General features: G+C 72.5%; 24 protein-coding genes and 1 pseudogene. 11 read left to right on the top strand and 14 right to left on the bottom strand.

Going from position 1 to position 24,184, the window contains the following annotated elements; genetic code table 11:
• Positions 1-249: 249 nt before the first annotated feature.
• The 9 genes and pseudogenes from AB0C36_RS00280 to AB0C36_RS00240 all read right to left on the bottom strand — a co-directional run.
• Positions 250-1,167, bottom strand: coding sequence for an NADP-dependent oxidoreductase (locus AB0C36_RS00280; protein WP_358346921.1), 918 nt, complete (start codon positions 1,165-1,167; stop codon positions 250-252).
• Positions 1,168-1,273: 106 nt separating this feature from the next.
• The gene (locus AB0C36_RS00275) at positions 1,274-1,762 is read right to left on the bottom strand and encodes a hypothetical protein (RefSeq protein WP_358346918.1); all 489 of its coding nucleotides are present in this window, start codon (positions 1,760-1,762) and stop codon (positions 1,274-1,276) included.
• 195 nt (positions 1,763-1,957) lie between these two features.
• Entirely contained in the window at positions 1,958-2,650 is a 693-nt protein-coding gene (locus AB0C36_RS00270) for a class I SAM-dependent methyltransferase (protein WP_358346915.1), read from the bottom strand.
• 139 nt (positions 2,651-2,789) lie between these two features.
• Positions 2,790-3,641, bottom strand: coding sequence for a hypothetical protein (locus tag AB0C36_RS00265; RefSeq protein ID WP_358346914.1), 852 nt, complete (start codon positions 3,639-3,641; stop codon positions 2,790-2,792).
• Entirely contained in the window at positions 3,628-4,176 is a 549-nt protein-coding gene (locus tag AB0C36_RS00260) for a SigE family RNA polymerase sigma factor (RefSeq protein WP_358346911.1), read from the bottom strand. The genes AB0C36_RS00265 and AB0C36_RS00260 overlap by 14 nt, the downstream gene beginning before the upstream one ends.
• 179 nt (positions 4,177-4,355) lie before the next feature.
• Positions 4,356-4,838, bottom strand: coding sequence for an anthrone oxygenase family protein (locus AB0C36_RS00255; RefSeq protein ID WP_358346909.1), 483 nt, complete (start codon positions 4,836-4,838; stop codon positions 4,356-4,358).
• A gap of 100 nt (positions 4,839-4,938) precedes the next feature.
• Positions 4,939-5,775, bottom strand: coding sequence for an NAD(P)H-binding protein (locus AB0C36_RS00250; RefSeq protein ID WP_358346907.1), 837 nt, complete (start codon positions 5,773-5,775; stop codon positions 4,939-4,941).
• Between the two features lie 275 nt (positions 5,776-6,050).
• Positions 6,051-7,517, bottom strand: coding sequence for an aminopeptidase P family protein (locus AB0C36_RS00245; protein ID WP_358346904.1), 1,467 nt, complete (start codon positions 7,515-7,517; stop codon positions 6,051-6,053).
• 168 nt (positions 7,518-7,685) lie between these two features.
• Positions 7,686-7,876: pseudogene (locus AB0C36_RS00240) on the bottom strand (dipeptide/oligopeptide/nickel ABC transporter ATP-binding protein); the annotation flags it as partial.
• Between the two features lie 56 nt (positions 7,877-7,932).
• Between AB0C36_RS00240 and AB0C36_RS00235 the strand changes: the two are divergent.
• Together AB0C36_RS00235 and AB0C36_RS00230 are read left to right on the top strand one after the other, a co-directional pair.
• Positions 7,933-8,700 carry a GntR family transcriptional regulator gene (locus AB0C36_RS00235; protein WP_358346902.1) on the top strand — a complete coding sequence of 256 codons (768 nt, stop codon included), beginning with the start codon at positions 7,933-7,935 and terminating at the stop codon, positions 8,698-8,700.
• Positions 8,701-8,879: 179 nt separating this feature from the next.
• Positions 8,880-9,254 carry a hypothetical protein gene (locus AB0C36_RS00230; RefSeq protein ID WP_358346900.1) on the top strand — a complete coding sequence of 125 codons (375 nt, stop codon included), beginning with the start codon at positions 8,880-8,882 and terminating at the stop codon, positions 9,252-9,254.
• 20 nt (positions 9,255-9,274) lie between these two features.
• Here the strand turns inward: AB0C36_RS00230 and AB0C36_RS00225 are convergent, their stop codons facing one another.
• Positions 9,275-10,078, bottom strand: a complete 804-nt coding sequence (locus AB0C36_RS00225; RefSeq protein WP_358346897.1) for a DUF6597 domain-containing transcriptional factor — start codon at positions 10,076-10,078, stop codon at positions 9,275-9,277.
• A gap of 64 nt (positions 10,079-10,142) precedes the next feature.
• Between AB0C36_RS00225 and AB0C36_RS00220 the strand changes: the two genes are divergently transcribed.
• Both AB0C36_RS00220 and AB0C36_RS00215 read left to right on the top strand, forming a co-directional pair.
• On the top strand, positions 10,143-10,733 hold the full coding sequence (locus AB0C36_RS00220) for a TIGR03086 family metal-binding protein (RefSeq protein WP_358346894.1): 591 nt from the start codon (positions 10,143-10,145) through the stop codon (positions 10,731-10,733).
• A 198-nt stretch (positions 10,734-10,931) separates the two neighbouring features.
• The gene (locus AB0C36_RS00215) at positions 10,932-11,519 is read left to right on the top strand and encodes a hypothetical protein (protein ID WP_358346892.1); all 588 of its coding nucleotides are present in this window, start codon (positions 10,932-10,934) and stop codon (positions 11,517-11,519) included.
• Here the strand turns inward: AB0C36_RS00215 and AB0C36_RS00210 are convergent.
• The 3 genes from AB0C36_RS00210 to AB0C36_RS00200 form a co-directional block, all read right to left on the bottom strand.
• Positions 11,463-12,998, bottom strand: coding sequence for a M1 family metallopeptidase (locus tag AB0C36_RS00210; RefSeq protein WP_358346889.1), 1,536 nt, complete (start codon positions 12,996-12,998; stop codon positions 11,463-11,465). The genes AB0C36_RS00215 and AB0C36_RS00210 overlap by 57 nt on opposite strands.
• Before the next feature lie 150 nt (positions 12,999-13,148).
• The gene (locus AB0C36_RS00205) at positions 13,149-14,441 is read right to left on the bottom strand and encodes an AraC family transcriptional regulator (RefSeq protein ID WP_358346886.1); all 1,293 of its coding nucleotides are present in this window, start codon (positions 14,439-14,441) and stop codon (positions 13,149-13,151) included.
• Positions 14,442-14,602: 161 nt separating this feature from the next.
• Positions 14,603-15,850 carry a helix-turn-helix domain-containing protein gene (locus tag AB0C36_RS00200; RefSeq protein WP_358346884.1) on the bottom strand — a complete coding sequence of 416 codons (1,248 nt, stop codon included), beginning with the start codon at positions 15,848-15,850 and terminating at the stop codon, positions 14,603-14,605.
• Positions 15,851-16,215: 365 nt separating this feature from the next.
• Here AB0C36_RS00200 and AB0C36_RS00195 point away from each other — a divergent pair, with 365 nt between their 5' ends.
• Genes AB0C36_RS00195 through AB0C36_RS00185 form a run of 3 tightly spaced genes read left to right on the top strand, consistent with a single transcriptional unit; the run spans position 16,216 to position 18,659 of the window.
• Entirely contained in the window at positions 16,216-17,103 is an 888-nt protein-coding gene (locus AB0C36_RS00195; RefSeq protein WP_358346882.1) for a helix-turn-helix domain-containing protein, read from the top strand.
• The gene (locus AB0C36_RS00190; protein ID WP_358346879.1) at positions 17,090-18,313 is read left to right on the top strand and encodes a hypothetical protein; all 1,224 of its coding nucleotides are present in this window, start codon (positions 17,090-17,092) and stop codon (positions 18,311-18,313) included. The genes AB0C36_RS00195 and AB0C36_RS00190 overlap by 14 nt, the downstream gene beginning before the upstream one ends.
• Entirely contained in the window at positions 18,282-18,659 is a 378-nt protein-coding gene (locus AB0C36_RS00185) for a gamma-glutamylcyclotransferase family protein (protein WP_358346877.1), read from the top strand. Before AB0C36_RS00190 ends, AB0C36_RS00185 begins: the two co-directional genes overlap by 32 nt.
• Before the next feature lie 43 nt (positions 18,660-18,702).
• On the opposite strand, the gene AB0C36_RS00180 is transcribed toward AB0C36_RS00185, so the two are convergent.
• On the bottom strand, positions 18,703-20,064 hold the full coding sequence (locus tag AB0C36_RS00180; RefSeq protein ID WP_358346874.1) for a hypothetical protein: 1,362 nt from the start codon (positions 20,062-20,064) through the stop codon (positions 18,703-18,705).
• Positions 20,065-20,426: 362 nt separating this feature from the next.
• On the opposite strand from AB0C36_RS00180, the gene AB0C36_RS00175 reads away from it, so the two are divergent.
• The 4 genes from AB0C36_RS00175 to AB0C36_RS00160 are packed head-to-tail and all read left to right on the top strand — an operon-like array spanning position 20,427 to position 24,181.
• On the top strand, positions 20,427-21,035 hold the full coding sequence (locus AB0C36_RS00175) for a DUF6668 family protein (protein ID WP_358346872.1): 609 nt from the start codon (positions 20,427-20,429) through the stop codon (positions 21,033-21,035).
• Positions 21,036-21,046: 11 nt separating this feature from the next.
• Complete coding sequence (locus AB0C36_RS00170) at positions 21,047-21,340, top strand: hypothetical protein (protein WP_358346870.1); 294 nt, start codon at positions 21,047-21,049, stop codon at positions 21,338-21,340.
• Positions 21,341-21,371: 31 nt separating this feature from the next.
• The gene (locus tag AB0C36_RS00165; RefSeq protein ID WP_358346867.1) at positions 21,372-22,181 is read left to right on the top strand and encodes a DUF8175 domain-containg protein; all 810 of its coding nucleotides are present in this window, start codon (positions 21,372-21,374) and stop codon (positions 22,179-22,181) included.
• The gene (locus AB0C36_RS00160) at positions 22,175-24,181 is read left to right on the top strand and encodes a hypothetical protein (protein ID WP_358346864.1); all 2,007 of its coding nucleotides are present in this window, start codon (positions 22,175-22,177) and stop codon (positions 24,179-24,181) included. The genes AB0C36_RS00165 and AB0C36_RS00160 overlap by 7 nt, the downstream gene beginning before the upstream one ends.
• Positions 24,182-24,184: the final 3 nt, after the last annotated feature.

Here is a 24,184-nt window from a genome sequence, read left to right as displayed (position 1 = left end):
GCCTCCGCTGACGTACCTGCTGTCGGGCGTGCGAGCCACCGTGGGACGAAGTGGGCGCACGAGAACGCAAGTCGGCCGTGCGCCGTGCCCGTGGGAAGACGGAAAACGGGCACGGCACACGGCCGACGGTCTCAGTGACGCCGTCGACGACTGTGATGGCAATGACAGTGGCGACAAGCGACAAGCGACAAGCGAAGTCGTCGAAGTCCGCTGCCGCTGCCGCGGTCGGGACGGCGCCGACGGCCGGACTCAGGGGACGAGCACGACCTTCCCGCGACCGTGCCCCGCTTCGACGATCCGATGCGCCTCCGCCGCCTCGGCGAGCGGCAGCCGCTGCCGTACGTGGACCGCGAGCGCACCCTTCTCGTACAAGTCGACCAACTCGCCCAGCCGAGCGGTCGTGCGGGCCCCGGGGCCGCCGCGCAGGCCCACGGCACCGAGGCGCTCCGCGCCCTCGAAGTCGATGATCGTGCCGATGCGCGAACGGTCGGCGACCAGTTCGACGGACGCGTCCAGCGCCCCGCGCCCGGCGGCGTCCAGCACCGCGTCCACGCCTTGCGGGGCCGCGGCTCGCACCCGGGCGGCGAGACCGTCCCCGTACACCACCGGGGTCGCGCCCAGCGCCCGCACGTAGTCGTGGTTGGCCTCGCTCGCGGTGCCCACGGCCACGGCGCCCCAGGCGACGGCCAGTTGGACCGCCGCCGTACCGACCCCGCCCGCGGCGGCGTGCACCAGCACGGTGTCGCCGGGGCCCACCCGCAGTTCGCGCAGCGCACGGTGCGCGGTCTGGCCGGAAGCCGACATCACGCCCGCGACCTCCCAGGGCATCGACGCGGGCTTGCGGACCACCTGGTCGACGGGCACGACCACGGCCTCCGCGTACGACCCCAGCATCGACCAGCCCAATACCTCGTCCCCGGCGGAGAATTCGGTGACCCCGTCGCCGACCGCGTCGACCACGCCCGCGAACTCGTTGCCCGGCACGAGAGGGAGGTCGACCGCCATCGACGGCGGCCCGAACCCGCGGCGCAGCATCGTGTCGGCCGGCTGCACGCCCGCGGCGCGTACCAGAACCCGGATGCTGCCCGGGCCGGGCTCCGGGGTGGGCACCTCCGTGAGCCGCAGCACGTCGGGCGTGCCGAATTCGGTGAGCAACACAGCGTGCATGGGCCACATCCCGTCGGTTCGGGCGCGGTCGCCGTACGCACCGCGCTCACCCTCACGATGCAACTTGAAGTTCGGTTGAAGTCAAGCGAATTGTGCGCGGACGGCCTCAGCGCGCCGCGAGCACCCCGTCCGCTCCCACCGCAAGAGACGCCTGGAATCCGCCGGGACCGCAGTCGGGTCCGTTCGGATACGTCTGGGATGGCGTCACCTCGATCTCCCGGACCAGCACCTCGGCCCCCGCCGCGTCGCTCAGCGTCAGCGACACCCGTAGCGGTGCGCCGGTCAGCTCCGGGACGCCGAGGAATCCGTTCTTCGCGCCGGTGGGTGTCGCCTGCGCCCCGCACACCTCGCCGGTGCACGGGAGCGGGACGGCGGAACTGGACGGAGACAACTGCAGGTCGCCCTCGCGGCACACGTCCCCGGCACAGGCGCGCATGTGCGCGGCGGCGGTCCGCTCCGCGTATTGCGCCGCTATCTCCAGCCCGACGCCGACGCGCGACCCGATCATCGTGCACTGCCGCCCGTCGCCGGACGACGAGGACGACCCGCATCCCACCGCGAAGGCGAGTCCCACCGCCAACATGCCCGATCGCATGGAAAGCCCTGTGGCCCAGCGCAACACGCCCACTCCTTCGACAGGAACCCGAAACCGCGACCCGCGCCGATGTGACGGAGCGGAGGCCGAGCCGGTTCCCCCGAGCGGTTCCCCCCGAGCCGGTTCCCGTACGCGCCGCGCGGCGGTGGCCCCGGGACCACGGCCGCGCGGCGCGGCCGAGCGCAGCGCGGCAGGCTAAGCGGCTCGGCGCGCGCAGACCCACGTGCGGTCGTCGGTGAGGTACGCGTCCACCGCAAGGCCCTCCTGCGCGAGTGCCGCGTCCAGCTGATCGTCCGTCAGCGGTCGGGAAAGGAATGTCTGGGTCCAGGTGGCGTCGGGGAATTCGTACTCCGCGTATATCGAGTTCACCCCGTCGCCGACCGGGTCGGACGACACCATGCGCACGGTGAAGCCGGCCGGGTCGACGCGCTCGCTCGGCAGGTTCGTGTGCCACCCTTGCCCCTCGCGCTGGAGCAGCACGCGGCCGCCCGGCGCGAGGTGTCGTGCGCAGGTGCGCAGCAGGGCCTGCCGCTCGTCGGCATCCCCGGTGTTCACCAGGAACGACGCGAGGACGACCGCGTCGAACTGCTGGCCCAGGTCCAGGAGTTCAATGGAACTGTGGACGGTCCGAGCCCCGCGGACGTGGTCGAGCATCTCCCGGGACTCGTCGACGGCCGTCACGGTGAAGCCGTGGGCCACCAGCGGATGCGTCATCCGGCCGACGCCGCAGCCCAGTTCGAGGATGCGCGCACCCGCCGGCACCGCCGCGGCAATGATGTCCGGCTCGGCCCCGGCGGGCAGGCGCGTGTAGAGCTCGACCGCGCAGCCGTCCGGGGTGATCGCGCCGGGTCCCGTTCCCTTGCGTCCTGTTCGCGTGTTGGTCCCCATATCCGCCGAACGGACGGCCCGGGGCGGCAGTTCCTCGTGGGGCCAGGGGCGTCGGTCCGACGAGCGGCGACGGGTGGGCGGGCCCGTCCACGGCGGGGGCGTCGAGGACGGCCCGCCGGAGCACCCGACAAAGGCGCTTCTAGTCCGCGCTGACCTGGCGGTTGAGTTCCTGGGCGACGATGTTGCCCGCGGCGTCGTACGCCACCAGGTCCGCGTTCCGCCCGTAACCGGTCTTGTGTTCCACGGTGAGCAAGTAGAACCGCTCGGACACGCCGGCGGCCGACTGCGGCGCCAGCGTCTTGGTCTCGCCGGTGTCCTTGAAGGTCACGCGGACGTTGTCGACGTCCGGGGACACGAAACCCCACGTGACGGCGCCCAACGTGCCGAAGCCGAGGTCCGTGTGGTCCGGCTTGTCGTCGACCTCCACGGTCAGGAAGTTGATCTGGCCCGGCACACGGTCGGCACCGGCCCAGTCCGGGGCGTCGCCGCATTGGCGCCCGGTATCGCCGACCGTCCGGCCGTCGACCGCGATTTCGAACGTCTCGCAGTAGCCCTGCTGCTTCTTCGGTGCGCGCGTCGGCTCCCCGGGCAGGACGTAGGTGTCCTCCTCGTACTCGCCCTGCGTCCGCACCCGGGTCAGTTCCCAGGTGTGCCCGTCCATCGGGCCGGACGCCAGGGCCACGCGGCCCAGCCCCAGCGGGTTCGGCGGCGCGGGGGTCGTCTGCGGTGGTGCCGTACTCGCCGGGGTCGACGGTGGGATCGGATCGGTGGCGGTGGTCTGCTTCCCGCCGCCGCCCGGCAGCGTGAAGCCGGCCACGAGCCCGGCGACCACCAGCACCGAGGCGACCGAGCCCGCCACGGCGTTGCGGGTACGCCGCCGGGCCCGTCCGCGGCGCACGATCGCCTCGTGCGGTACCGGGATGTCCGGCAGTTCCCCGATGCCGAGCTCGAACCGCTCGCGCATCCACTGTCCTTCGTCACGACCGGTCATGGACCAGCTCCTCCGAGTTCTCGTGCGGGCTGGAGTGCCATTGCGGCCCGTCGAGTCCGGGGTCCGCGCGCAGCTTCGCGAGGCCCTTCGACGCCTGGCTCTTGACCGTGCCGACCGAGCAGCCGAGGATCTCGGCCACCTCCGTCTCCGGCAGGTCGTCCCAGTAGCGCAGGACCACGGCGGCGCGCTGCTTCGGCGGCAGTTGTGCCAGCGCCCGCATGAGCGCGTCACGCTGCCCGATGCGGTCCGCGGAGTCCGCCTCGCCCCGCTCCGGGGCCTCCGCCCCCAGGAGCTGGGTGATGCGTTTCTTGCGGAACCTCGCGGCGTTCGCGTTGACGAGCATGCGGCGCAGGTACGCGTCGGGGCTGTCGGCGGACTGCACGCGGTGCCAGGCGCCGTACACCCTCACCAGGGTGTTCTGCGCCAGGTCCTCGGCCTCGCCGTGGTCGCCGGTCAGCAGGTACGCCGTGCGCACGAGCCGCGCCCAGCGTGCCTGGACGAACTCGTGGAACTGTGCCGCCTCGTCCGGGCTCAATCGGCACCTCCTTCATGCAGCACGAGTACGGCCGGGGCGATACGGGTTGCCCGGCGGCGCGGAGAAAGTCGGAGGAATTTCCGGCGGACGGTCGCAGGGCGCCGTGAGGGCCCGGACGCCACTGGCGTCCGGGCCCTCGTGAACGACGTGCCGGATCAGGTTAACCCGGGTCGATTCGGTCAGCCGGCCGCGATCCCGGCGATCAGCAGGCCGCCCGCGACGATGCCGGCCAGGCCGCGCACGTGGTTCATGCGCGTCCAGTCGACCAGGTACGCCGCCCACATGCGGTCCGCCTCGGGGGTGCCGGCGGTCACCTTGTCCAGTGCCTCGTTGCGCGGCACGTGGTAACCGACGGTGAGCATGAAGCCCGCGACCAGGTACGTCGCCGCCCCCGCGACCAGGAAGCCGGAGTAGTCGCCGTGCCAGTCGACCAGCGCCCAGATCCCGAGTCCCAGCGACGCCACGGTGGTGCCCATGAACACGGACAGGAAGCGGAAGGTGATCGCCGAGCGGTTGATGCCCTGCATCACGCCCGTGGCGTCCTTGGCCGGGACCTGGGCCAGGCCAGGCATCACCAGTACCGAGAATCCGTAGAACACGCCGCCCATGGCGATGCTGCCGAGCGCGGTGGCCAGCGTCAGTGCGAACAGGGTTCCGTCCATAGTGCTGCCCTCCGGGCAATCGGTCGCGGTCGTCGGTCGCGGTCGTCGGTCGCGGTCGTCGGTCGTCGTCGGTTGTCGCTTGTCGCTTATCGTTCGGCGGTCAGGCGGTCCAGACGCCGGTGGCCGCGGCGTCCCGGGCGAAGTCGGAGAAGTCGCGCGGCTCGCGGCCGAGCGCACGCTGCACGCCGTCCGACAGGTGTGCGTTGCGGCCGTCCAGGACCTCGGTGAACAGGTAGGTCAGGAACCCGACCGTCTCCCCGTCAAGGCCGGCCTCCTCGGTGAGCACCGTCGCGTAGGCCTCCATCGGGACCGTCACGTACGCGATCTCGCGCCCGGTCGCCGTCCCGATCTCCGCCACCGCCTCGGCGAAGCTGATCAGCCGCGGCCCGGTGACCTCGTAGACCTCGCCGCTGTGGCCGTCCTCGGTGAGCGCGGCCACCGCGACGTCCGCGATGTCCTCGACGTCGATGAAGGGCTCCTTCACGTCGCCGACCGGCAGCGCGACCTCACCGGCGAGGATCGGCTCGATCAGGAAGTTCTCGTTGAAGTTCTGGGCGAACCACGAGGCCCGCACGACCGTCCACTCGGCGCCGGCCCCCTCGGCCACCACCCGCAGGCGCTCCTCGGCGTTCTGCGCCTCTACCTCGCCGCGCCCGGACAGCAGCACCAGGCGGCGGACCCCGGCGCCGACCGCGGTCTCGGTGAAGGCGGCCACCGCGTCCGGGGCGCCCGGGACGGCGAGGTCCGGCACGTACGTGATGTAGACGGCCGAGACGTCGGCGACCGCCGCCTTCCATGTCGACGGGTCGTTCCAGTCGAACGGGATCGCGGCGCTGCGCGAGCCGATCCGGATGTCGGTGCCGCGGGCCGCGAGGCGCTCGGCGACGCGGCGGCCGGTCTTGCCGTTGCCGCCCAGAACCAGGATGGTGTCCGTCATTTCAGGCTCCTCAGCTTGTGGTCCGTGTGGTGTTCCGCGCGGTGGTCCGCGTTCTTGCCTGACTCAATTCAAGCCCGCGGGGTTGAGACGGAACATAGCTGAGGAGCCAGATTGCATATTCCATCGTCTCGCCCGCGCGGATTTGGCCGCGCTATGCGGATGACGTACAACCCCGTATCGATGCCCACAACTGTGTGCATTGGCGGCGACCGGCACAAAGCAGCGTGCACCGGCGGACGCACGGGTCCGCCGGCGCACGCGTGACGACAGCGGGTTCAGCCCATCAGGCCGCCCATCCATTCCTCGATCGCGTCCGGGTCGCGCGGCAGCGCGGCGGACATCAGGCGGGCGCCGTCCTCGGTGACCACCAGGTCGTCCTCGATCCGGATGCCGATGCCGCGCAGCTCGGGCGGCAGTGTCTCGTCGTCGGGCTGGAGGTACAGGCCGGGCTCGACGGTCAGCACGTGCCCCACCTCCAACTTGCCGTCGAGGTACGTCTCGGCGCGCGCCTTGGCGCAGTCGTGCACGTCCATGCCGAGCATGTGGCCGCTGCTGCACAGCGTGTAGCGGCGGTGCAGCCCGCTCTCCGGGCGCAGCGACTCCTCGACGCCCACCGGCAGGACGCCCCACTCGTGCAGCCCGGTCGCGATCACCCGCATCGCCGCCTGGTGGAAGTCCCGGAAGCTGGCCCCCGGCCGCAGCGCGTCGATGCCGGCCTGCTGGGCGTCCAACACCAGCTGGTAGACGTCCCGTTGCGAGCTGCTGAACCGCCCGGACAGCGGCAGCGTGCGGGTGATGTCGGCGGTGTAGAGCGAGTCGGTCTCCACGCCCGCGTCCAGCAGCAGGAGCTTGTCGCGGTCCAGGGCACCGTCGTTGCGGATCCAGTGCAGCACGCACGCGTGGGCGCCGGACGCGGCGATCGTCTCGTAGCCGGTGCCGTTGCCCTCGGCGCGGGCGCGCAGCCGGAAGACCCCCTCGATCCAACGCTCGCCGCGCGGGTGGCGCAGCGCCTGCGGCAGTGCGCGCACGACGTCCTCGAATCCGGACGCGGTGTGGTCGACGGCCAACTGGAGCTGCGTGACCTCCCATTCGTCCTTGATGAGACGCATCTCCGAGAGGTACGAAGCCAGTTCGAGGTTCTGCTCGGTGTCCCCGCGCACCGGCACGAGCGCGTCCACCGCGGGGTCCTCGCCGGACAGCACGCGCGTGGCCACGTTGGGGCCGCGGAACAGGTCGGGGAGCCGGTCCAGGTGCACGGTCTCGATGCCGAGCAGCGCGGACGCCTCGTCGAGGGTGGGACGGCGGCCGACCCAGAACTCGCCGTACCGACGGTCCCGGAAGAACTCCCCGGAGTCGCGCGGCGAGCGCGGACGCAGGTAGAGCCGGGCCTCGTGGGTGCCGCCGACGGGCTCCATCACCAGCACGCCGCCGGGTTCCTGCTCACCGGTGAGGTACGCGTACGCGGTGTGCGGGCGGAAGCGGTGGTCGTCGTCGTTGCTGCGCACTTTGAGCACGCCGGACGGGACCACCAGCCGCTCGCCCGGGAACCGCGCGGACAGCCGGGCCCGCCGCTTGGCGGTCCACGGCGCGATCTCGGCCAGGGTGAGGTCGGGCAGCGGACTGGGCGCCCAACCGCCGCTCATGAACGCCGCGAGCGCGTCCGAGACCGGCAGGTCGTGGCTGCCGGTGTGGAAGCGGTCGGCCGGTGCGGAGTCGGCGGGCCGGGACGGGTCCTGGGTCACAGGTTCCTCCAGTCGGTGGTGGCGGCGCTCCGCCGGGTCTGCGGCGGGGGCACGGCGGCTGCGGGGCGCGGCATATTCCCGGACAATCAGGCGGTAGCCGTCACGCTACCGCCTCGCCGAACGGGGTCGGGAAGTGGCAGGCCACCTGCTGGGCGGCGGTGGCGCCGGGTCCGCGACCTCCACGATCCGGCCCGGGTACATGACCGCGACACGTTCGCAGAAGTGCCGTACCACCGCCAGGTCGTGGGCGATGAAGACGAACGCGGTGCCCAGGTCCCGCCGCAGGAGCAGGTTGACGACCTGGGCCTGGCTCGACACGTCGAGTGCCGACCGGGTTCGGCGGCGACCACCGGGCGGGGGCCGGGCCCGACGTGCGTTCCGACGGGGCGGAGGCGCGTGGCAGTAGCCTGCCCGGATGGAGGAACAGCCCGTGAGTGTCGACCGCATCGGCGGATTCGCCCCCACCGCCGGAAGCGGGTCGCTGAACCTGCCCACGGTCCAGGAGCACCGCAGCCTCCGCGATCAGGTGACCCATGCGCTGCGTGCCGCGCTCGTCGCGGGTGAGCTGCGCCCCGACACCATCTACTCGGCACCGACGCTCGCGGCGCAGTTCCGCGTCTCGGCGACGCCGGTGCGCGAGGCCATGCTCGATCTGGCCAAAGAGGGCCTGATCGAGGTCGTGCGCAACAAGGGGTTCCGGGTCACCGCGCTGTCCGCGCGCGACCTGGACGAGTACACCGAGATCCGGGCGCTGATCGAGGTCCCGGTGGCGGTCCGGCTGGCCGGTACGGCCGACCGGGAAGCGCTGGAGGCGCTGCGCCCCGTCGCCGCCGAGATCGTCCGGGCCGCCGAGGCCCACGACCTCATCGGCTACCTGGAGGCCGACCGGCAGTTCCACCTCGGTCTGCTGAGCCTGGCGGGCAACCGGCGCCTCGTCGACGTCGTGGGCGACCTGCGCAAGCGCTCCCGCCTCCACGGCCTCGACGACCTCGCCGCCCGCGGGGCGCTGGTCGCGTCGGCGCGGGAGCACGAGGGCATCCTCGAGCTGATCATCGCGGGCGACACCGAGCGCGTCGAGTCCGCGATGCGCGAACACCTGGGTCATATCCGGTCGTTGTGGGCCGCGCCGGAGGCCGAGACCGGGGTCCCGGCGGCGGACCAGGACGCGGCCGGCTCGGCCTGACCGGCCCGGCGGCGGCGCCGCACCGGACCGCCCGGGGCCGCCCCGGCCCGACCTCCCTCCCTGTCGGCAAGGTCGGCAAGGTCGGCAAGTGGCCGGAACACTCCCCCGCCGGGGGCGGGCGCACCGTAGCGTGGGACCTGTCGACCAGGGGTGCGACCCACGAGTGCAGGGGGTACGAGGTGGAACCGATACCGGCGGTCTTGCTCGGCGCCGTTGCCACGGGCGCCGGGGGCGGCGACGTCCCCGACGCGTGGGTCGCCCTGCGGGCGCTGGTACGCCAGGCTTCCCGCCGCTCCGGAACCGCCGGGGACGCGGCCCTGACCGCCCTGGCGCAGTCGCCGCGCGACCCCGTGAGGGCCGAGTCGCTCTCCCAGGCCCTGGCCGCTCGCGCCCACATGGACCCGGAGTTCGAGGCGGCGCTCACCGACTGGCTGCACACGTGGGGCGCCAAGACCGTGCTGCCCGACGCCGAACCCGATCCCGCCGTCGGCTCCGGCCCCGTCCCGGGCACCGCCGACTCGCGCCCGCCGCACGCCCGCGGCCACCGGGGCTGAACCGCCGGCCCGGAGCCTCGTCAGGACTTCGCGTACGCGGCCGGGGGCTCGCCGACGGCCGCGGTGAAGTCGCGGGTCAGGTGGGACTGGTCGGAGTAGCCGAGGTCCAGGGCCAGGGCCGCCCAGTCGATACGGGTGCCCTGCTTGGCGCGTTCGGCGGCCTCGTGCAACCGGGCCCGGCGCAGCACCCACTTGGGGGAGGCGCCGACGTACTCCGCGAAGAGGCGCTGGAGCCGGCGTACCGGCACGCCGAGGAGGTCGGCCACCTCGTCCACCCGGACCAGCGACGGTTCGGCGGTGATGCGCGCGACCATGTCGGCCACGGTGTCCGCGACCGGATCCGGCTCGGGGAGCCGGGCGAGCAGGAAGTCCTCGGCGGCGGCCACCATTTCGGCGTCGTCGTCGGTGGACAGCACCGCCCGCTGGGTGTCGAGGACACCGCCGTCGAACAACCCGGTCGCGGGGACGACGCGGTCCACGAGATCGGCTACGGGCCGGTCGAGCAGCGCGCGGAAGGCGCCCGGGCGGAACCGCGCGCCGAGCACGTGGCCGCGCCCGCTGATGCGGCGCACGAACGGCCCGCGCACGATGCCGTAGACCGACGGGTGCGGCTCCTCGAACACCAGGTGCACGTTGGGGTGGGAGAGCGTCTTGGACTCGTGTGAGGACTTGCCGCGCAGGTCCCACGCGACCACCCAGTAGTACTCGACGAAGCGGGCGACGGCCGCGCTCGGCTCGTGCCGGTCCAGCCGGATCTTGGTCGCCATGAGTTCGGGGTACAGGACTCCGCGCCCCATATCCTCCGGCTTCGTCCCCTCGGTCATGCGGACAGGGTAGCTGTCGCGTTTCTTCTAGATCCGGCTCCCGCGCATTTCCTACGCTGAGGCCATGGACCTGCACAAACACCTTTCCGCAAGTGCCGCAGAGGCGGCCCGGATCGCCCGCGGCGTCATCCCCGGCCGACTCGACGGCCCCACCCCCTGCACGGAGATGGACACCCGTGCCCTGCTGAACCACTGGATCCTCTACACGGCGTACGGCCTGGAGAAGCGTGCGCGACGCGAGCCCCTTCCGGCGCAGTGGCTCGAACGCGACTTCACCGCCGAGCCCGACTGGGCCGAGGCATACGCGGCGCAGCTGGACCGCGCGGTCGCCGCGTGGGCCGACCCGTCCGTCTGGGAGGGCGAGATCTCGCTCGGCGACGGCTTCGCGATGCCCGCACCGGAGATCGCCAAGATGATCGTCAAGGAACTCGTGGTGCACGGCTGGGACGTCGCCAAGGCGTCCGGCCAGGAGATCGTGTGCGCCCCGGAGACCGCGGAGATCGTCCTTGCCGTGGTCGAGGAGCACGCCGAGACCTACCGCGAGTACAAGGGCTTCGCCGACCCCGTGGAGCTGCCCGCCGGGGCCTCCGCGTTCGACCGCGCGCTGGCCTTGTCCGGCCGCGACCCCGGGTGGCGTCCGGCCGCGGCGCGGTGAACCGCGGGCCGGGCCCGCGGCCCGGCGGTCCGCAGGCGGCGCGGGCGTGCCTACTCCCGGGGGAGTAGGCACCCGTACCGCGACGACCGCCCCCGCCTGCGGTGAGAGCAGGACGAGTGCCTTCCGGTGCCGGACGTTTCGGCGGCCCCGGCGCGGAAGCCTTGAGGACGTCGGCAGGAGACGTCCCCAGGAGGCATCGTGAGCACCGTCGTGACACCCTCGGCCGCCGGGACCGCGGCGAAGGCCGCCCCCCGGCGCAATCCGCGGCACTTCTCGCGGGGCGTGCGGCGCGCGGTCAACTCCGCGCACGTCGTCACCGCGGTCGGGCTGGTCGGCGTCGAACTGGTCATGGTCATGCTGGGGCTGATGGCCCGGAACACCGGCGACGACGCGGTGCGGCACATGACGTACGAGACGATGCGCAGCCTCGTCTACGCCGCCGGGATCCCACTCGCCGTCCTCGCCCTCGTGTCCGGGGTGGTCCTGTGCCTGCGGACCCCGTGGGGGCTGTGGAAGCACCTGTGGATCCAGGTGAAGATCGTGCTGCTGTTCCTGGTCATCGGGATCGGCGCGGGCGCCGTCTCGCAGTGGGTCCGCACGCTGGAGGACAAGAGCGCGCCGGGTGCCGACGCGTCCGGCATCGCCACCTTCCAGTGGCTGCAACTCGGCGCCGTGGGTGTGCAGATCACCGCGCTCGTGGTCGCCACGTTCCTGTCCGTCTACAAGCCGTCAGGCTCCCGCCGGGTCTCCCGCGACGCGCGCGGCCGCCGTGCCGGCCGGGGGTAGCGGATCGGTGGTCCAGTCCGGGTGGCCGGGCATCGGAGGTGTGGTCGTCCCGTACAGCCACGCGTCCAGGAACGGGGCCAGATCGCGGCCCGCGGCGGTCGAGGCGACGCCGACGTAGTCCCGGGTGCTCGCGCCGCGGCCCCGGAAGCACGACAAGAACCTGCGCTCGATGTCGGCGAACACAGCCTCGCCGACTTCCTCGCGCAGCGCGTACAGCACCAGCGCCGAGCCGTCGTAGCGCATGCGCTTGAACAGCGCGGGCTCCGTCGGCGCGGCGGGGGCGCCGAAGTCCCGGCGCCAGACGTCGTGTTGGCGGTACGCGTCGCGCATCCGGTCCTCGAACCGGTCGCCGCCGTGCTCCTCGGAGTACAGCCGCTCGTAGAACCGCGCGTGGCCCTCACTCAGCCAAAGGTCAGACCACGTGGCGATGCCCACGTCGTTTCCGAACCAGTGGTGCGCCAGTTCGTGCACCATGGTCCGCTCGGCCGCCACCCGGTCGCCGGTCAGTTCGGCGCCCGGCACCAGCGACAGCGTCTGCGTCTCCAGCGCCACCGCGAGGTCGGTGTCCGCCACCAGCAGGCCGTAGGTGTCGAACGGGTACGCGCCCAGCCGCGCGGTCAGCCAGTCCAGGTGCCCGGCCGTCAGCGCCCGGTTCGCCGCTGTCGCGGCGACGAGGCCGGGCGGCACCGCGTCGCGCAACCTGACCCCGCCGGGCCCGTCCGACTCCAGGACGTCATAGCGGCCCACCGCGAACTGCACGAGCTGGCCCGCGACCGGGGTCGGGGAGTGGTACGTCCACCTTGTGCGGCCCGGCCCGTCCGGCACCCGCTCGGCCAACGTGCCCGCGGCGACCGCCCGCACGTCGTCCGGCGCACTGATCCTGACCGTCATCGGACTGCGCACACTGGGGTGGTCGTTGGCGGGAAACAGCAGTTGCGTGCCGTTGGGCTGCGGGTAGACCACGGTCCCGTCGGGGGTGGGGATCCAGCCGTAGTCCTCGATCGCGTCGTCGCGGTGCCGCATGAGCGTCGGGTCCGCGGTGTACTCGACGCGGACCCGGAACACCCGGCCGCGGCGCAGCGTGCCGGACGGTGTGACCACCAGCTCGTCGCCGTCGCGCACCGCGGTGACCGGTCGGCCGTCGACGAGCACACGGCCGAGGGTGTTGCCGGCGAAGTCGAGGTTGAAGCGCGACAGCGCCTGGTCGGCGGACATGTCGATCGTCGCGACTGCCGGGAACGCGGTCCGCGGTGCCTGCCACCGCAGGTCCAGGGTGGTGTGCAGAACCGTGTAGCCGCCGTTGCCGCTCAGCGGGAAGAGCGGATCGCCCAGGCCCGCGGAACCCGGCGTACCCCGTTCTGCGCGCGCCTCGGCCGCCGCCTGCGGCAGCAGGAGCAGCAGCGCCGCGCACGCCGCGACAGCGGACGCGGAACGACGACGGCGGACGCGGCGGCCGGTCTTGCGGCTGGTCGGGCGCATGGCGACGAGGCTGACGCAGACGGGCGGCCCGCCGTCGCTGACATGCCGTGTCAACGAAGCGGACCACCCGATTGCGTCAGCAGAAGGCCGCCAGGTGCCCTACCGGTCGAGCCACGCGCCGGACGGGCCGACGCACGGCTCGACCACGGCTCATCCCGCCGCGCGCGGCTGGAAGGCGTAGACGTCCGCGTCCCCCGAGCGGGTCGTCTGCGACGGGAGGCGTCCGTACGCAGCGCGGTACAACGAGCCGAAGCGGCCCAGGTGGCTGAATCCCCAGCGCAGCGCGATGCCGGTCACCGTGTCGTCGCTGCGGCCCTCGGCCACCGCGAGCAGGTCCGCGTGCGCCCCGGCGAGGCGCACGTGCCGCAGGTGCGCGAGCGGTGTGACACCGAGGTGGGTGCGGAACTTCTCCTGGAGCGTGCGCACGCTCATGTGCGACGCCGCCGCGATGTCCGCCACCGAGATCGGCTCGGACGCGTGCTCCTCGCAGAACGCCAGCGCGCGGCGCAGCGCCACCGGGGCCCCGACCGGACCGCCGCGCAGCGTACCGCCGCTGAGCGTGTGCGGCTGGCAGGCCAGCAGCCCGTGCACGAGCATCTGCTCGAAGTGCGCGGCGGCGTCGGGGGAGCGGGTCAGCAGACCGGAGTCGACCATCGACCCGAAGCTGTGCGCCAGCGAAAGCCACTGCCGCACCTCGTCGTTCGCGCTGTCCAGCAGCGGGTCGAAGCGCAACGGCGTGTTCTCCGCCGGGTCGTCGGCGTACGGCCGGATCGCGGCGTCCACGACACGGCGCGGTATCCGCAGGACCAGCGCCGTGGTGTCCGGCGCCCAGCGTGCGACGACCTCCTGACCCGGGCCGGTGACGACCGGGGAGAGCGGCATTTCGCGGCCGTCCACGATCAACTGGCCGCCGCCGCAGTGCAGCAGGTGCACGAGGTAGACCGGGGCCTGGGCGTCGAAGCGCAGTTCGGCGTGCGCGCCGTAGCCGATCTGGTAGAGGGCGATCTCGCCGCGGTGCAGCACGCGCAGCTTCGCCCGCACCGCGCCGGTGCCGGGAACGCGCAGGCGGTGCGGGATGACGTGCGAGCCGACCGCGTGGTGCATGAGGCGCGGCTCGGTGCCCTGGTAGAGCACCCGGCCGCGCGGCGGCAGGCCGGCGGCGGGCGCGGCGGGCTGCGGGACGCGGCGGCCGGGGACCGGAGCCGAACCGCGCGGCGCGGGTACCGGCGCGGCCGGCCGGCGCGCGCCGAGGGCGCCCGGGGGTACGGCGCCGGGGCGCGCACCCGGGGGGACGGCGGTGGCGCGGGCGCCGGCTCGCGGCGCGTTGTCGGCGACCGGAGCGGGGCGCTCGCCGGCGATGCCGGCGCGTCGGCCCGGCGCTGATGGGGACGCCCCGGAGGTGGCGGCGACGAGCATGGGGCGGGGGTAAGCCGTGGCGGGCATGAGGGACTCCTGCCTGGAGGTCACGTCGTACTGGTTCCTGGGGGTTTGGGCGCAGGTCGGGGGCGGGCCCAAAAGGTGGGTCTATGTGGTGACTTCGGTGCTGTGGTGCGTGGTCGGTGCCGTTCGCGCCGGCTGCGCCGGTCGCGCCTGGGTGGTGCGGCTCACGACGCCTTGAGGCGGTCGGTGAGCATGTGCGTGTCCCGAGAGCGGTCGGCCACCTGCAGCGCGAGCCACAGGTCCGCCTCGGCGTGCGGCCCGTGCAACAGATCGAGGCCGAGTACATTCCCGATCCTGGTCAGGCGCTTGCGGGCGCCCGGCACGGTGAGGCCCAACGCGGCGGCCGTCGCCGACAGCCGTGCGTCGTGCGCCAGCCAGACGCGCAACGTGCCCGCGTCGGGCCCGGACAACCCGCCGGCCAGCGGGTGCAGTCCGGCGAACGCCCAGCCGTCCAGAGCCGGGTGGTCGAGCGAGAGGCGTACCCCCGTGGGCGCCGGTCCGACGGGGCCCGTCCCGGGAGGGGTGTCCCGGGGCAGTGCCGCGATCCGAAGCGCGAGCGAGAGCCGCGCACGGTCGCCGATCCGGTGCAGGTCCCGGTCCAGCAGCGCCTCGATGAGGCGCAGCCGACCGCTGAGGGTGTTGCGGTGGATGCCGAGCCGCGTTCCGGCGCCGCGCCGGTCCACCAGCCAGGCACCCAGGGTCTCGAGCAGCTCGTCGGCCTCCGGGTCGCCGCGTCGGCGGGCCCGGTGTGCCGCGAGCGGCGCGAGTTGCTCCCGTGCCCACGCGTCGGCCTGACCGGCCAAGAGGAGCTCCGGGGCGAGCCATGCGTGGAACCGGGCGTAACCGCCGACCGCTATGCGTGCGGCGGTGAGCGCGTACCGGGCCTGCCCGAAGGCGGTCGGTACGGATGCCAGGTCGACGGGCGGTGAGGCCCCGACCCGGCACTGCGGGTACGTCCGCACCAACTCGCGCGTGACACGTCGTGCGACGTCGTCGTCGGAGTCCCGCTCCCCGGCCGGAAGCAGGACCGCGAGCGGCGACCCTTCGCCTGTGTCGCGCACGATCCAGGTGCCCTCGGGCGCCGTACGCCGCAGCAGTTCCGCCACGGCGTCCCTCCGGTCCGGATCGCACGCGACGGCCATGACGCGCGTGATCGGGGGGAGGGGGCAGTCGAGTGCCTCGGCCATCGTCGCCGCGGCCAGGGGCTGTTCGCCGCAGAGCAGCCCCCATACCGCGCGCCGCTGGCGCTGTTCGGCGTCCTTCACGATGCGGACCGCCTCGGCATACCGGTGGGCGGCCCAGTCGGCGAGTGCCACGGGTGAGACGGCGTCGCCGCCCGGTTCCGCGGCGGAACCGAGGAACACCGTCGACGCCTGTGCCAGCACAGTGTCGAGACGCTGAGCGTGTCCCATGTCTTCTCCCGTCGGCCGGTCCGAGCGCCGTGGCCGGCGCTTCTTCGCGCCGTCGGTGCTGCCGGTGATCACCGTCTCTCCTGTCGTTGCCGCGCGCCTACAGGAAAGGACCGCAGATCCTGAGGGGAAATCCGTGAGACGCGTGATGGAGTTGCTGAGGGTCCCGCAAGCTGGGGAACAGCGGGCAGTCCTCGTACGGTTGAGCAGTATCCGAAGCCGGACGGCGGCTTATAAGGTCGAGACGGTTATCCGAGCCGGGTAAACTCCCCGGTAACTTCGTACCCGACGTGGTGCGGAGGACGGCGCTTGGGGGTTTTGCACAGATGCCGCGAACGGGCCGGGACAGCCCCCTGCCGGACGCACTCATGACCAGTCCGCAGATGCGCGAGGCGTGTGCCGAGCGCGACGTCGGCGCGATATTCGCGCTCGCCCGCGACCGGGCGGGCATGAGCCTCAGCCGACTCGCCCGGCTGTGCGAGATGACCCCCAGCCGCGTCGGCGAATACATCAAGGGGCGGGCCCGAGTTCGCCAGCAACACGTCGTCGAGCGCGTCGCCGACGGACTGCGCATACCCGGCGAAATGCTCGGCCTCGCGCCGCGCCCCTGGGAGGCGGACGCCGACGCCGCGACGGAACCCGGAGCCGACGGCCTCCCGGTCGCCCCGGGCCTGCGCGCCCGCCTCGCCGACAGCGTCGTCGAACTCGACCTGGGCATCGACATCGAGGTCGACAAGGAGGGCTGGGTCTACCTCACCTACCACCACCATGTGCTCAATCTCACGGAGCGCCCGCTCACCCGGTTCTCCCGCGAACTGTGGTTCGAGCACGGCGAAGGCCCGCTGGAGATCATCACGCTGCCCGGCAGCCGCCAGCACGTCACCGTCGAACGCATCCACGACGCCGGGACACTGGCGAAGTTCGCCTGCTGCGTCTCGCCCCCGGTGCCCCCGATGGGCACCGCCAAGATCGCCTACCGGTGCCGCGGCGGCCGTTTCACCGAGGCGCACTACTGGCGCCAGGCCATCACGCGCTACACGCTGCGACTGCACATCGGAGTCCGCCAGAACGGCGTCGCACGTCTTGTGGACTGCAGCGCCATCGAGGAACATCCCGACGGGGCGAAGCAGGTGATCGACGAACACGTGCGTTTCTCCCACGAGGGCTCCGAAGCGCACATCAGCCTGGCGCGCGAGGAGTTGCGGCCCAATCAATTCGTCACCCTGCACTGGGAGGTCGTCCGTGAAGGCGCGTGACGCGCTCGAGTCGGTCATCCGCTCCTGGCACCGGCTCGAGGTCGAGCGCGGCGGACCCGGGGTGGTCGAGTTCGACTGCGCCCCACCGCCGCCCGGCCTCCCGCCGGTCCCGGCGGCCGCCGACCGGCTGGAGGTGTACCGGCGCCTCGCCGCCCTCGCTCCCCGGGTCGAGGCGGCCGACGAGCCCTACCTCACCGCCCGTCTGCATGCCGACCTCGCCTTCCTCGGCCACCGTCTGGGCGAACGCCCTGCTTTGGACGACTACGTGCGCGCCACGCAGGGTTGCCCGGCCACCGGCTGGCCCGCCGAATACGTCACCGCACGCGGCGAGTTGGCGCGCGCTGAACTGGACCGCCTGGGCATCGGCTGGGACACCGGGACCGACGACGCGCTGCGCGCGCTCGAGGGACCGCTCGACGCCGCCGCCGCGTCGCAGCTGATCCGCGCCGCGGCCGTCGAACTGGAGCCGCGCGTCCGCAAGGCGGTCGGCACCGAGGCCCCGTACGAACTCACCGTCCAGAGCGTCGACGTCGACGAGTACTGGGCGTACTGGCTGGACGGGGCCGGGAGCCGGGTGCGGTTGCGGCTCAATCCGCGCAACGCCCGTTTCACCCGGGTCGGCGTACGGCAGTTCGCGCTGCACGAGGTGCTCGGCCACGGCATGCAGTGCGCCGCGTTCGCGCACCGCTGTGCCGCGGAGGACGTGCCGTGGGTGCGCCTGCTGTCGGTCCACGGCCCCACACAGGTGCTGCTCGAAGGCCTCGCGCAGGCACTCCCGCTGTTCATCGTGCCCGAGGACGACGTGCTGGCCGCGCGTGTGCGGCTCGACCACTACCTGCAACTCGTACGCTCCGAACTGCACATCGCGATCAACTCCGGCGCGTCCGTGGCGGCGTGCGCGGCACATGCCCGCGCCCGCGTGCCGTACTGGACCGAGCGCCATATCGCGGACCTCCTCGCCGACCGAGGGGCCGATCCCCGGCTGCGTTCCTATCTGTGGGCCTACCCGGCCGGCTTCGACTGGTTCGTCCGCCTCGCCGAAGCGGACGGCACGGTGATCACGGAGGTGCTGCATGCCGCTTATCGGGACCCCCTCACACCCGAGGGGCTCCGGAGGCTCTGGCCGGACGGACCGCCTGTCGGTGGACCCGGACCGCCTGTTCGCCTACGGGAGCCTGATGTTCCCCGAGGTGCTGCGGACCCTGCTTGACCGCGTGCCCGCACTGGCTCCCGCCGCAGTCGACGGTTGGCGCGCGGCGGCCCTGCCGGGCCAGGTGTACCCCGCGCTTGCGACCGCCGACTCGCGCGCGGACGGCGTACTGCTGAGCGGAATATCGGTGCGGGACTGGCACATTCTGGACGCGTACGAGGACGACCTGTACGACCTGGTCCGACTGCCGCTCGTCGGGGGCGGCCACGCCTGGACCTACGTGGCACCGCAAGCCGCCGTCCTGGACGAGAACTGGTCCGCCGAGGCTTTCGCCGAACGGCAGTTGACCGAGTACGTCGCCGCCTGCCGCGCCTGGCGTGCGGACTTCGCGGCGCCCGGGTCCTGAACCCGGGTCGGCCGCGACGACCGCGCCCCGCCGGGCGTCCGCGTCAGCTCGCCGCAACGTGTGCACGCAGCGCATCGAGGTGGTGGCGGGCCGCGGACGCCTCCGGTTCCGCGTCCGGGGCCACCGCGGCGTACGCACGCAGCACCAATGGCCCGACCTCGAAGGCGCGTTCGACGTCGTCGACCTGAAGCCAGCAGTAGTGCGCGTTCTTCGCGAGACGCGTCGCCCACGGGTCGGAAAGCCCGTCCATGCCGACCCGGTCCACCGCTGCCCGTGCGAACAGGCCCACAGCGCGGTCGGTTTCCCCGGCCAGCATGGTCACGTAGGCGCTGACCTCGCGGGCGGCGATGAGGCGCTCGGGATCTTCGGCGGTCTGGCGCACGGCATCCTCCAAGGCAAGTGCACGCTGCAGGGCGCTGTCGATGTCCCCCGACGCGACAGCGGCCCGGATGCCGCGCAACACCTGCGACTGTTCGGGGGTGGGGACCGGCAGCGCACGCGGCGCGCCGGGCGGGGGCGGTGGGGTCGCACGCCGCACCGCGGGCACGGGGCGCGGTTCCGGTGCGGCGGGCGCCGGTTCGGGTATGGCGGACACCGGTTCGGGTACGGCGGACACCGGCTCCGGAACCGGCCGCGGTACCGCGGCCGGCGGCGCGACCGGAGCAGGCGGCGGGACCGCAGCAGCAAGCGGCGGGACCGGAGCCGGCTGGGACACCGGCGGGGCCGGCGAAGCGGGAGCGGGAGCGGGGGCCGAAGCCGCCGACGGCGCGGCCGGCGGCGCGGCTGACTCGGACACCGGCATCGGGGCCGGCGGCTCGGCCCGCACCGGCGGTGGCACCGGGGCCTGCACCTGCGGCGTAACCGGAGCCTGAGCCGGAGCCTGTACCTGCGGTGCCACCGGGTGGAACGGCGGGGCGACGGACTCCGGTTCACCCTCGTACTGCCACTGCGGCCGCTGCTCCGGCACGGGCTCCGACCGTGGGGCCATCGGGGGGTCCGAACGAGGATCCGACCGGGGTTCGGGCCGAGGCTCCGGCTGGGGCAGCGGGGCGGCGCCGGTCGGAACCCGGCGCCCCGGCGCCGGGGGAGCGGGCGGCGCCGCCGACGAACCGCGCCTGCGGCCGAACGACTTGCGCGCCTTCGGAGAGATCCGCGGCCCCGCCTCGGTGACCGTCGAGTCCGGGGCCACCATCAGCGGGTAGATCGTGCCGTCCGCCTCGATGGCCTCGCAGCGCACCGGCCGCCCCAGCAACTGGGCCGTCTTCGTGACCTGTTCGACCGCGACGACGCGCGGGTCGGTACCGGTCGGCACCGGAATCCGCACTCCGTCGACGACGACGGAGTCCGCGTCGGACATCTCGATGGTCACGACGGGCCAGCCGGGTACTTCCATGGTTTCGGTCACGCGTTGGCTCCTCGGGGGATGGCGCGGCGTCGGAATCCGTCCGGGCGCGCCGCAGGAGAGCGTCCTACGAAGTCCTTTGGAGCATAGGAGCGATCGGCCGCAACGCACCCGGGGCAAATCGACCGGACCGGGCCCGCCGGGCGCTTTGCAGGGGGAAATGCCGGAATCGACTGTGCACTGTGGAACCCGGCAGCGGTTTCGCCGTGCCTGGGAAAACCGTTCGCTCGCGCAATCGGGATTGCCGGTCCCACGCGCCGTGGATAGCACGCGAAATAGGCCGGGGATACGTTTGGCGCGTTCCGGTTCTCGGACTTCGGACCGGGCGTTGCGGGTGTGATCGGGAAAGCGAGGTGACACCGGCCTTGGGCAATCCATGGATTCCCGCGGACGATTCGGCGGTCACCGAGCGGAAGCCGGTCGTCGAACACACTCCGCGCCCGCTGCGGACCCAGCCGCCGCCGAGCGGCGCGGTGCCGCCGCCGACGCGCGGCGGACTGCCGCTGCGCCGCCGCCCCGACGCGCACCTCGCACCGTGGTGGTGGGTCGGCGTGCACGGCGGCGCGGGTGTCGGCTCGCTGCAGGCCTGCGCACCGCAGAGCGCGGACGGCGACCGGGCCTGGCCGGTTCCCGAAGGCCAGGGCACGGCAAGGGTGGTGCTGGTCTGCCGGTCGAACTTCGGGGGCCTGCGCGCCGCACAGTCGGCCGTGCGGCAGTGGGCCGCGGGGGTCGTCCCGAATGTCGCGGTGCTCGGCCTCGTGGTCGTCGCGGATGCCCCAGGCCGGCTGCCCAAGCCTCTTCGTGACCTGACGACGCTCGTGGCGGGCGGCGTACCCCTGCTGTGGTCGGTCCCCTGGGTCGAACCCTGGCGCCTCGGCCATCCGCCCGATCCGGGCAACACGCCCAAGGCGGTTGTCAAGCTCGTGGCGCAGATATCCCAACCAGCTCGCAGAAATTCGGAGAGGTCGTCATGACAGGGCGTCTTGTGAGTGCCGCGCAGCAAATCCACGTCATGCTCGCGCCGGCGGGCAAGGACCCGATCACGCCGAAGAAGACCGAACTGCCGAAAGAGATGAACTCGGCACTCGGCACGGTTGCCGGTTTCGTGGTCGCGTTGCTTGTCGTCTACGCCCTGTTCATGTTGTTCCGGGCGCTCGCGGACGCCATCGGCGCCTATCGCGACGGAAGTGCCGTGCCGTTCGCGGGAATCATCGTGATTCTCGTGTGTCTGGCGCTGGCCACCGGCGGAATTTCGTTCATCGTGTTCGCGGTCGCCTGATCCGACCAACGAACGGCGGGGAGGCGACGGCATGTTCAGACGAGGCGGGCGAGAAGGCGCATCGGCCGGCGGGGCCGGCATGCGCGTCGGCGGACGCGACGAGGGCTTTTTCGCGCAGAAGCGCAGGATCGCCTCTGCCGCGCTTCTCGTCGTGCTGCTCCTGACCGGACTCATGACCATCGCCCTCGGCGACGACGAGCCCGTCGCGCAGCCGCAGCAGACCGGCGCCGCGCCCGCACCGCCGCCCCCTCTGCCGCCGCTCGAGTCGTGCCCCGAGCAGCCCGAGCCGGACGGGACCGAGCCCCGCACCGCGCCGGTCGAGCAGTCCTGGTCCACGTACCACGGCTTGGCCATCCCGTTCTCCTCCACAGCCGGGCCGCATGCCGCGGAGGGCGACGTGGCCCGGTGTTTCGCCCGCACCCCCGCGGGCGCCATCGTCGCCTCTTTGCAGATCAGCGCGCGCTACTCGCTGGCCGACGACTGGCGCCCCGTCCTGGAGTTCCAGGTGGCGCCCGGGCACGAGCGCGACGCCGCGATGCAGAGGCTGGCGGAGCGAGCGGCCGCCAAGGGCGCGGAAGAGGTCGAGGACGCGGACCCTGGCGACTTCATGCAGGTGGCCGGCTACCAGGTGATCAGTTTCTCCGCCGATGCCGCGGCGATCCGGGTGGCCCGTGGGTCCGTGGACCGCGGTACGGCGGTCGCCACCATCTACTCGGTCGAATGGATCGACGGTGACTGGCGTCTGCGGATCCAGCCCAACGGGGCCGGTTCGTCGGCCGTCCAGCCGCTCAAGTCCCTTGCCGGGTTCACCCCGTGGGGCCCCGAATCGAAGGGATGGTGACCATGCCGGTCGCGCCGCGTACCAACCGGAAGTTCGGGGACTGGCGTCCACGTGCCCCTCGGGTCCTCGTCCAGCCGCGTGCGCTGGTCCTCGTGCTGCTTGCCGCGTGTCTCGCCGTCCTGGGGCTCACTGTCGCTGCCGGCAGCGCCACCGCCGCCCCGAGCCACAGCACCCCACCCGCCGTGGCGCCGGCCTTCGTCGCACCCATGGCCAAGCAGTGCGACGACCTCAACTTCCACCCGGGGATCTTCGGATCGGACATCGACCCCGCTCAGGAGTACTGCGACAAGTGGTACACCGCACGGGGTGACGAACCGAACATCCTCACGCAGCCCATCGAATGGACGACCTACAAGCTCAACCGGGCGGCGGAGACGGTCTTCACCTGGTGGATGACGGCGCCGAACCCGATCGTGGGGAAGGAGGTGCCCGGAACCGAGGAGACCGTCGACTTCACGAAGAAGACGCTGGCAATCCCCGCGCTCTTCGTCTTGGCACTCGTCATCCTCACCCATCTGTGGCAGACCGCGCGGTCCGGCGACGCGAGTGCGCCCGCGAAAGGCATGTGGGGCGGGATCATCTTCATCGGCACGTTGTTCCTGACCATAACGTTCAACAACGCGGTGGTCCGGATGGGCGTCTCATTGCGTGACTGGACCATCAACCAGGGAATGCCGGGGGAAACCCAGCCCGACGCGGCGCGCAGCATGGAGTCCGCGATCCGCGACTACGCCCAGAACTTCGACGACGAGAACTTCTTCATCTACGCGACGTTCCTCATCTGCATCATCGTCCTCAGCCTGGTCCTCTACTTCGAGAACCTCTTCCAGTTCGTTGTTGTCATCGCCTTGGTCGGCACCATGCCGTTCATCGCGGCGTTCTCGGGTTCGGCCTACGGCCGGGAGATGCTCCGGCGAGGCGTCACCACGATGGTCGTCCTCGGACTCCTGGACGCGTTCCAGGGCATAGGACTCGTGGTGCCGATGAAGCTGCTGAACGCGAACAAGGACACCGCCGAATCGGCGGCACAGAACGGCTTCTTCGTCATATTCATGCTCATTCTGGTGGTATTCCTGCCGTTTGCGATGATGGGCCTGGCCATTCCCATGGCCGAGGGATTGGCGGGCAGCGGTTCGTCGGCCCGGAGCCTCGCAAGCCTGGTGGGGCCGATCGGTGCCCGTGCGGTCGGTACCGCATTCAACGTCGCCCAGGCCGCCATCTCCCCGGCCACGGGGCTGGCTCGTGGGTCCGGAAACCCGCGTCCCGCCCGCGCCAACGCGTCGAATGCCATGGGGTCGGTCGGCCACAACGGCCGTGGTGGCGGTGGTGGCGGTGGTGGCGGTGGTGGCGGTGGCGGTGGCGGCGGTGGCGGCGGCGGTGGTACCCCGCTCTCCCCCCTGAGCGGTGGCGGAAAGCAGAACAAGCCCAATAACAACAGCTCGGGATCAGGCAACGGCAGCGGCAGCGGTGACAGCACCGACAGCGGCGCGAGCGGCAGCAAGTCCGGTCCAACCCCTGAACAGACCGCCGCGGCGGCCCAGGCAGCGTCGGACCTCGCCGCACTCAACGACGGTGGGGGCGCGGAGGCCCTGGGCCCTGACGGCAGTTCGATCGGCGGCGGCAACGTCTACACCGAGCCGGTCAACGCCAGCCGGGTGATCTACAGCGACGGCAGCAGCCGTGACACGAGCAACGACACCAACGGCGGCAGCGACCAGAACCCTCGCCCCGACTATCCAGACCGTCAGGGTGCCTCCGGTGCCTCCGGTGCCGGGGGCGGGTCCCAGGACACCGTTCCGCAGCCGCCCCCGTACACGTTCAGCACCTCCGGCGACGGCTCCGTCACCTACCACGGCGACGGGACGCCCGGTTCGGAGAGCTCCAGCAGGATCGTCCCCCGACCAAAACCCCAAGCCGAGCCCAGCGCCGCGCCCGGTCCCGCGTCCGGCCCTGCGCCCGGCCCCTCGGGACCGGCGGGGTCGCAACTCCCCGACGACTGATCT

This window comes from Streptodolium elevatio (genome assembly GCF_040649515.1).
Taxonomy (GTDB): domain Bacteria; phylum Actinomycetota; class Actinomycetes; order Streptomycetales; family Streptomycetaceae; genus Yinghuangia; species Yinghuangia elevatio.
Note: the sequence above shows the minus strand (reverse complement) of the source record. Positions and strands in the feature narration are given on the sequence as shown.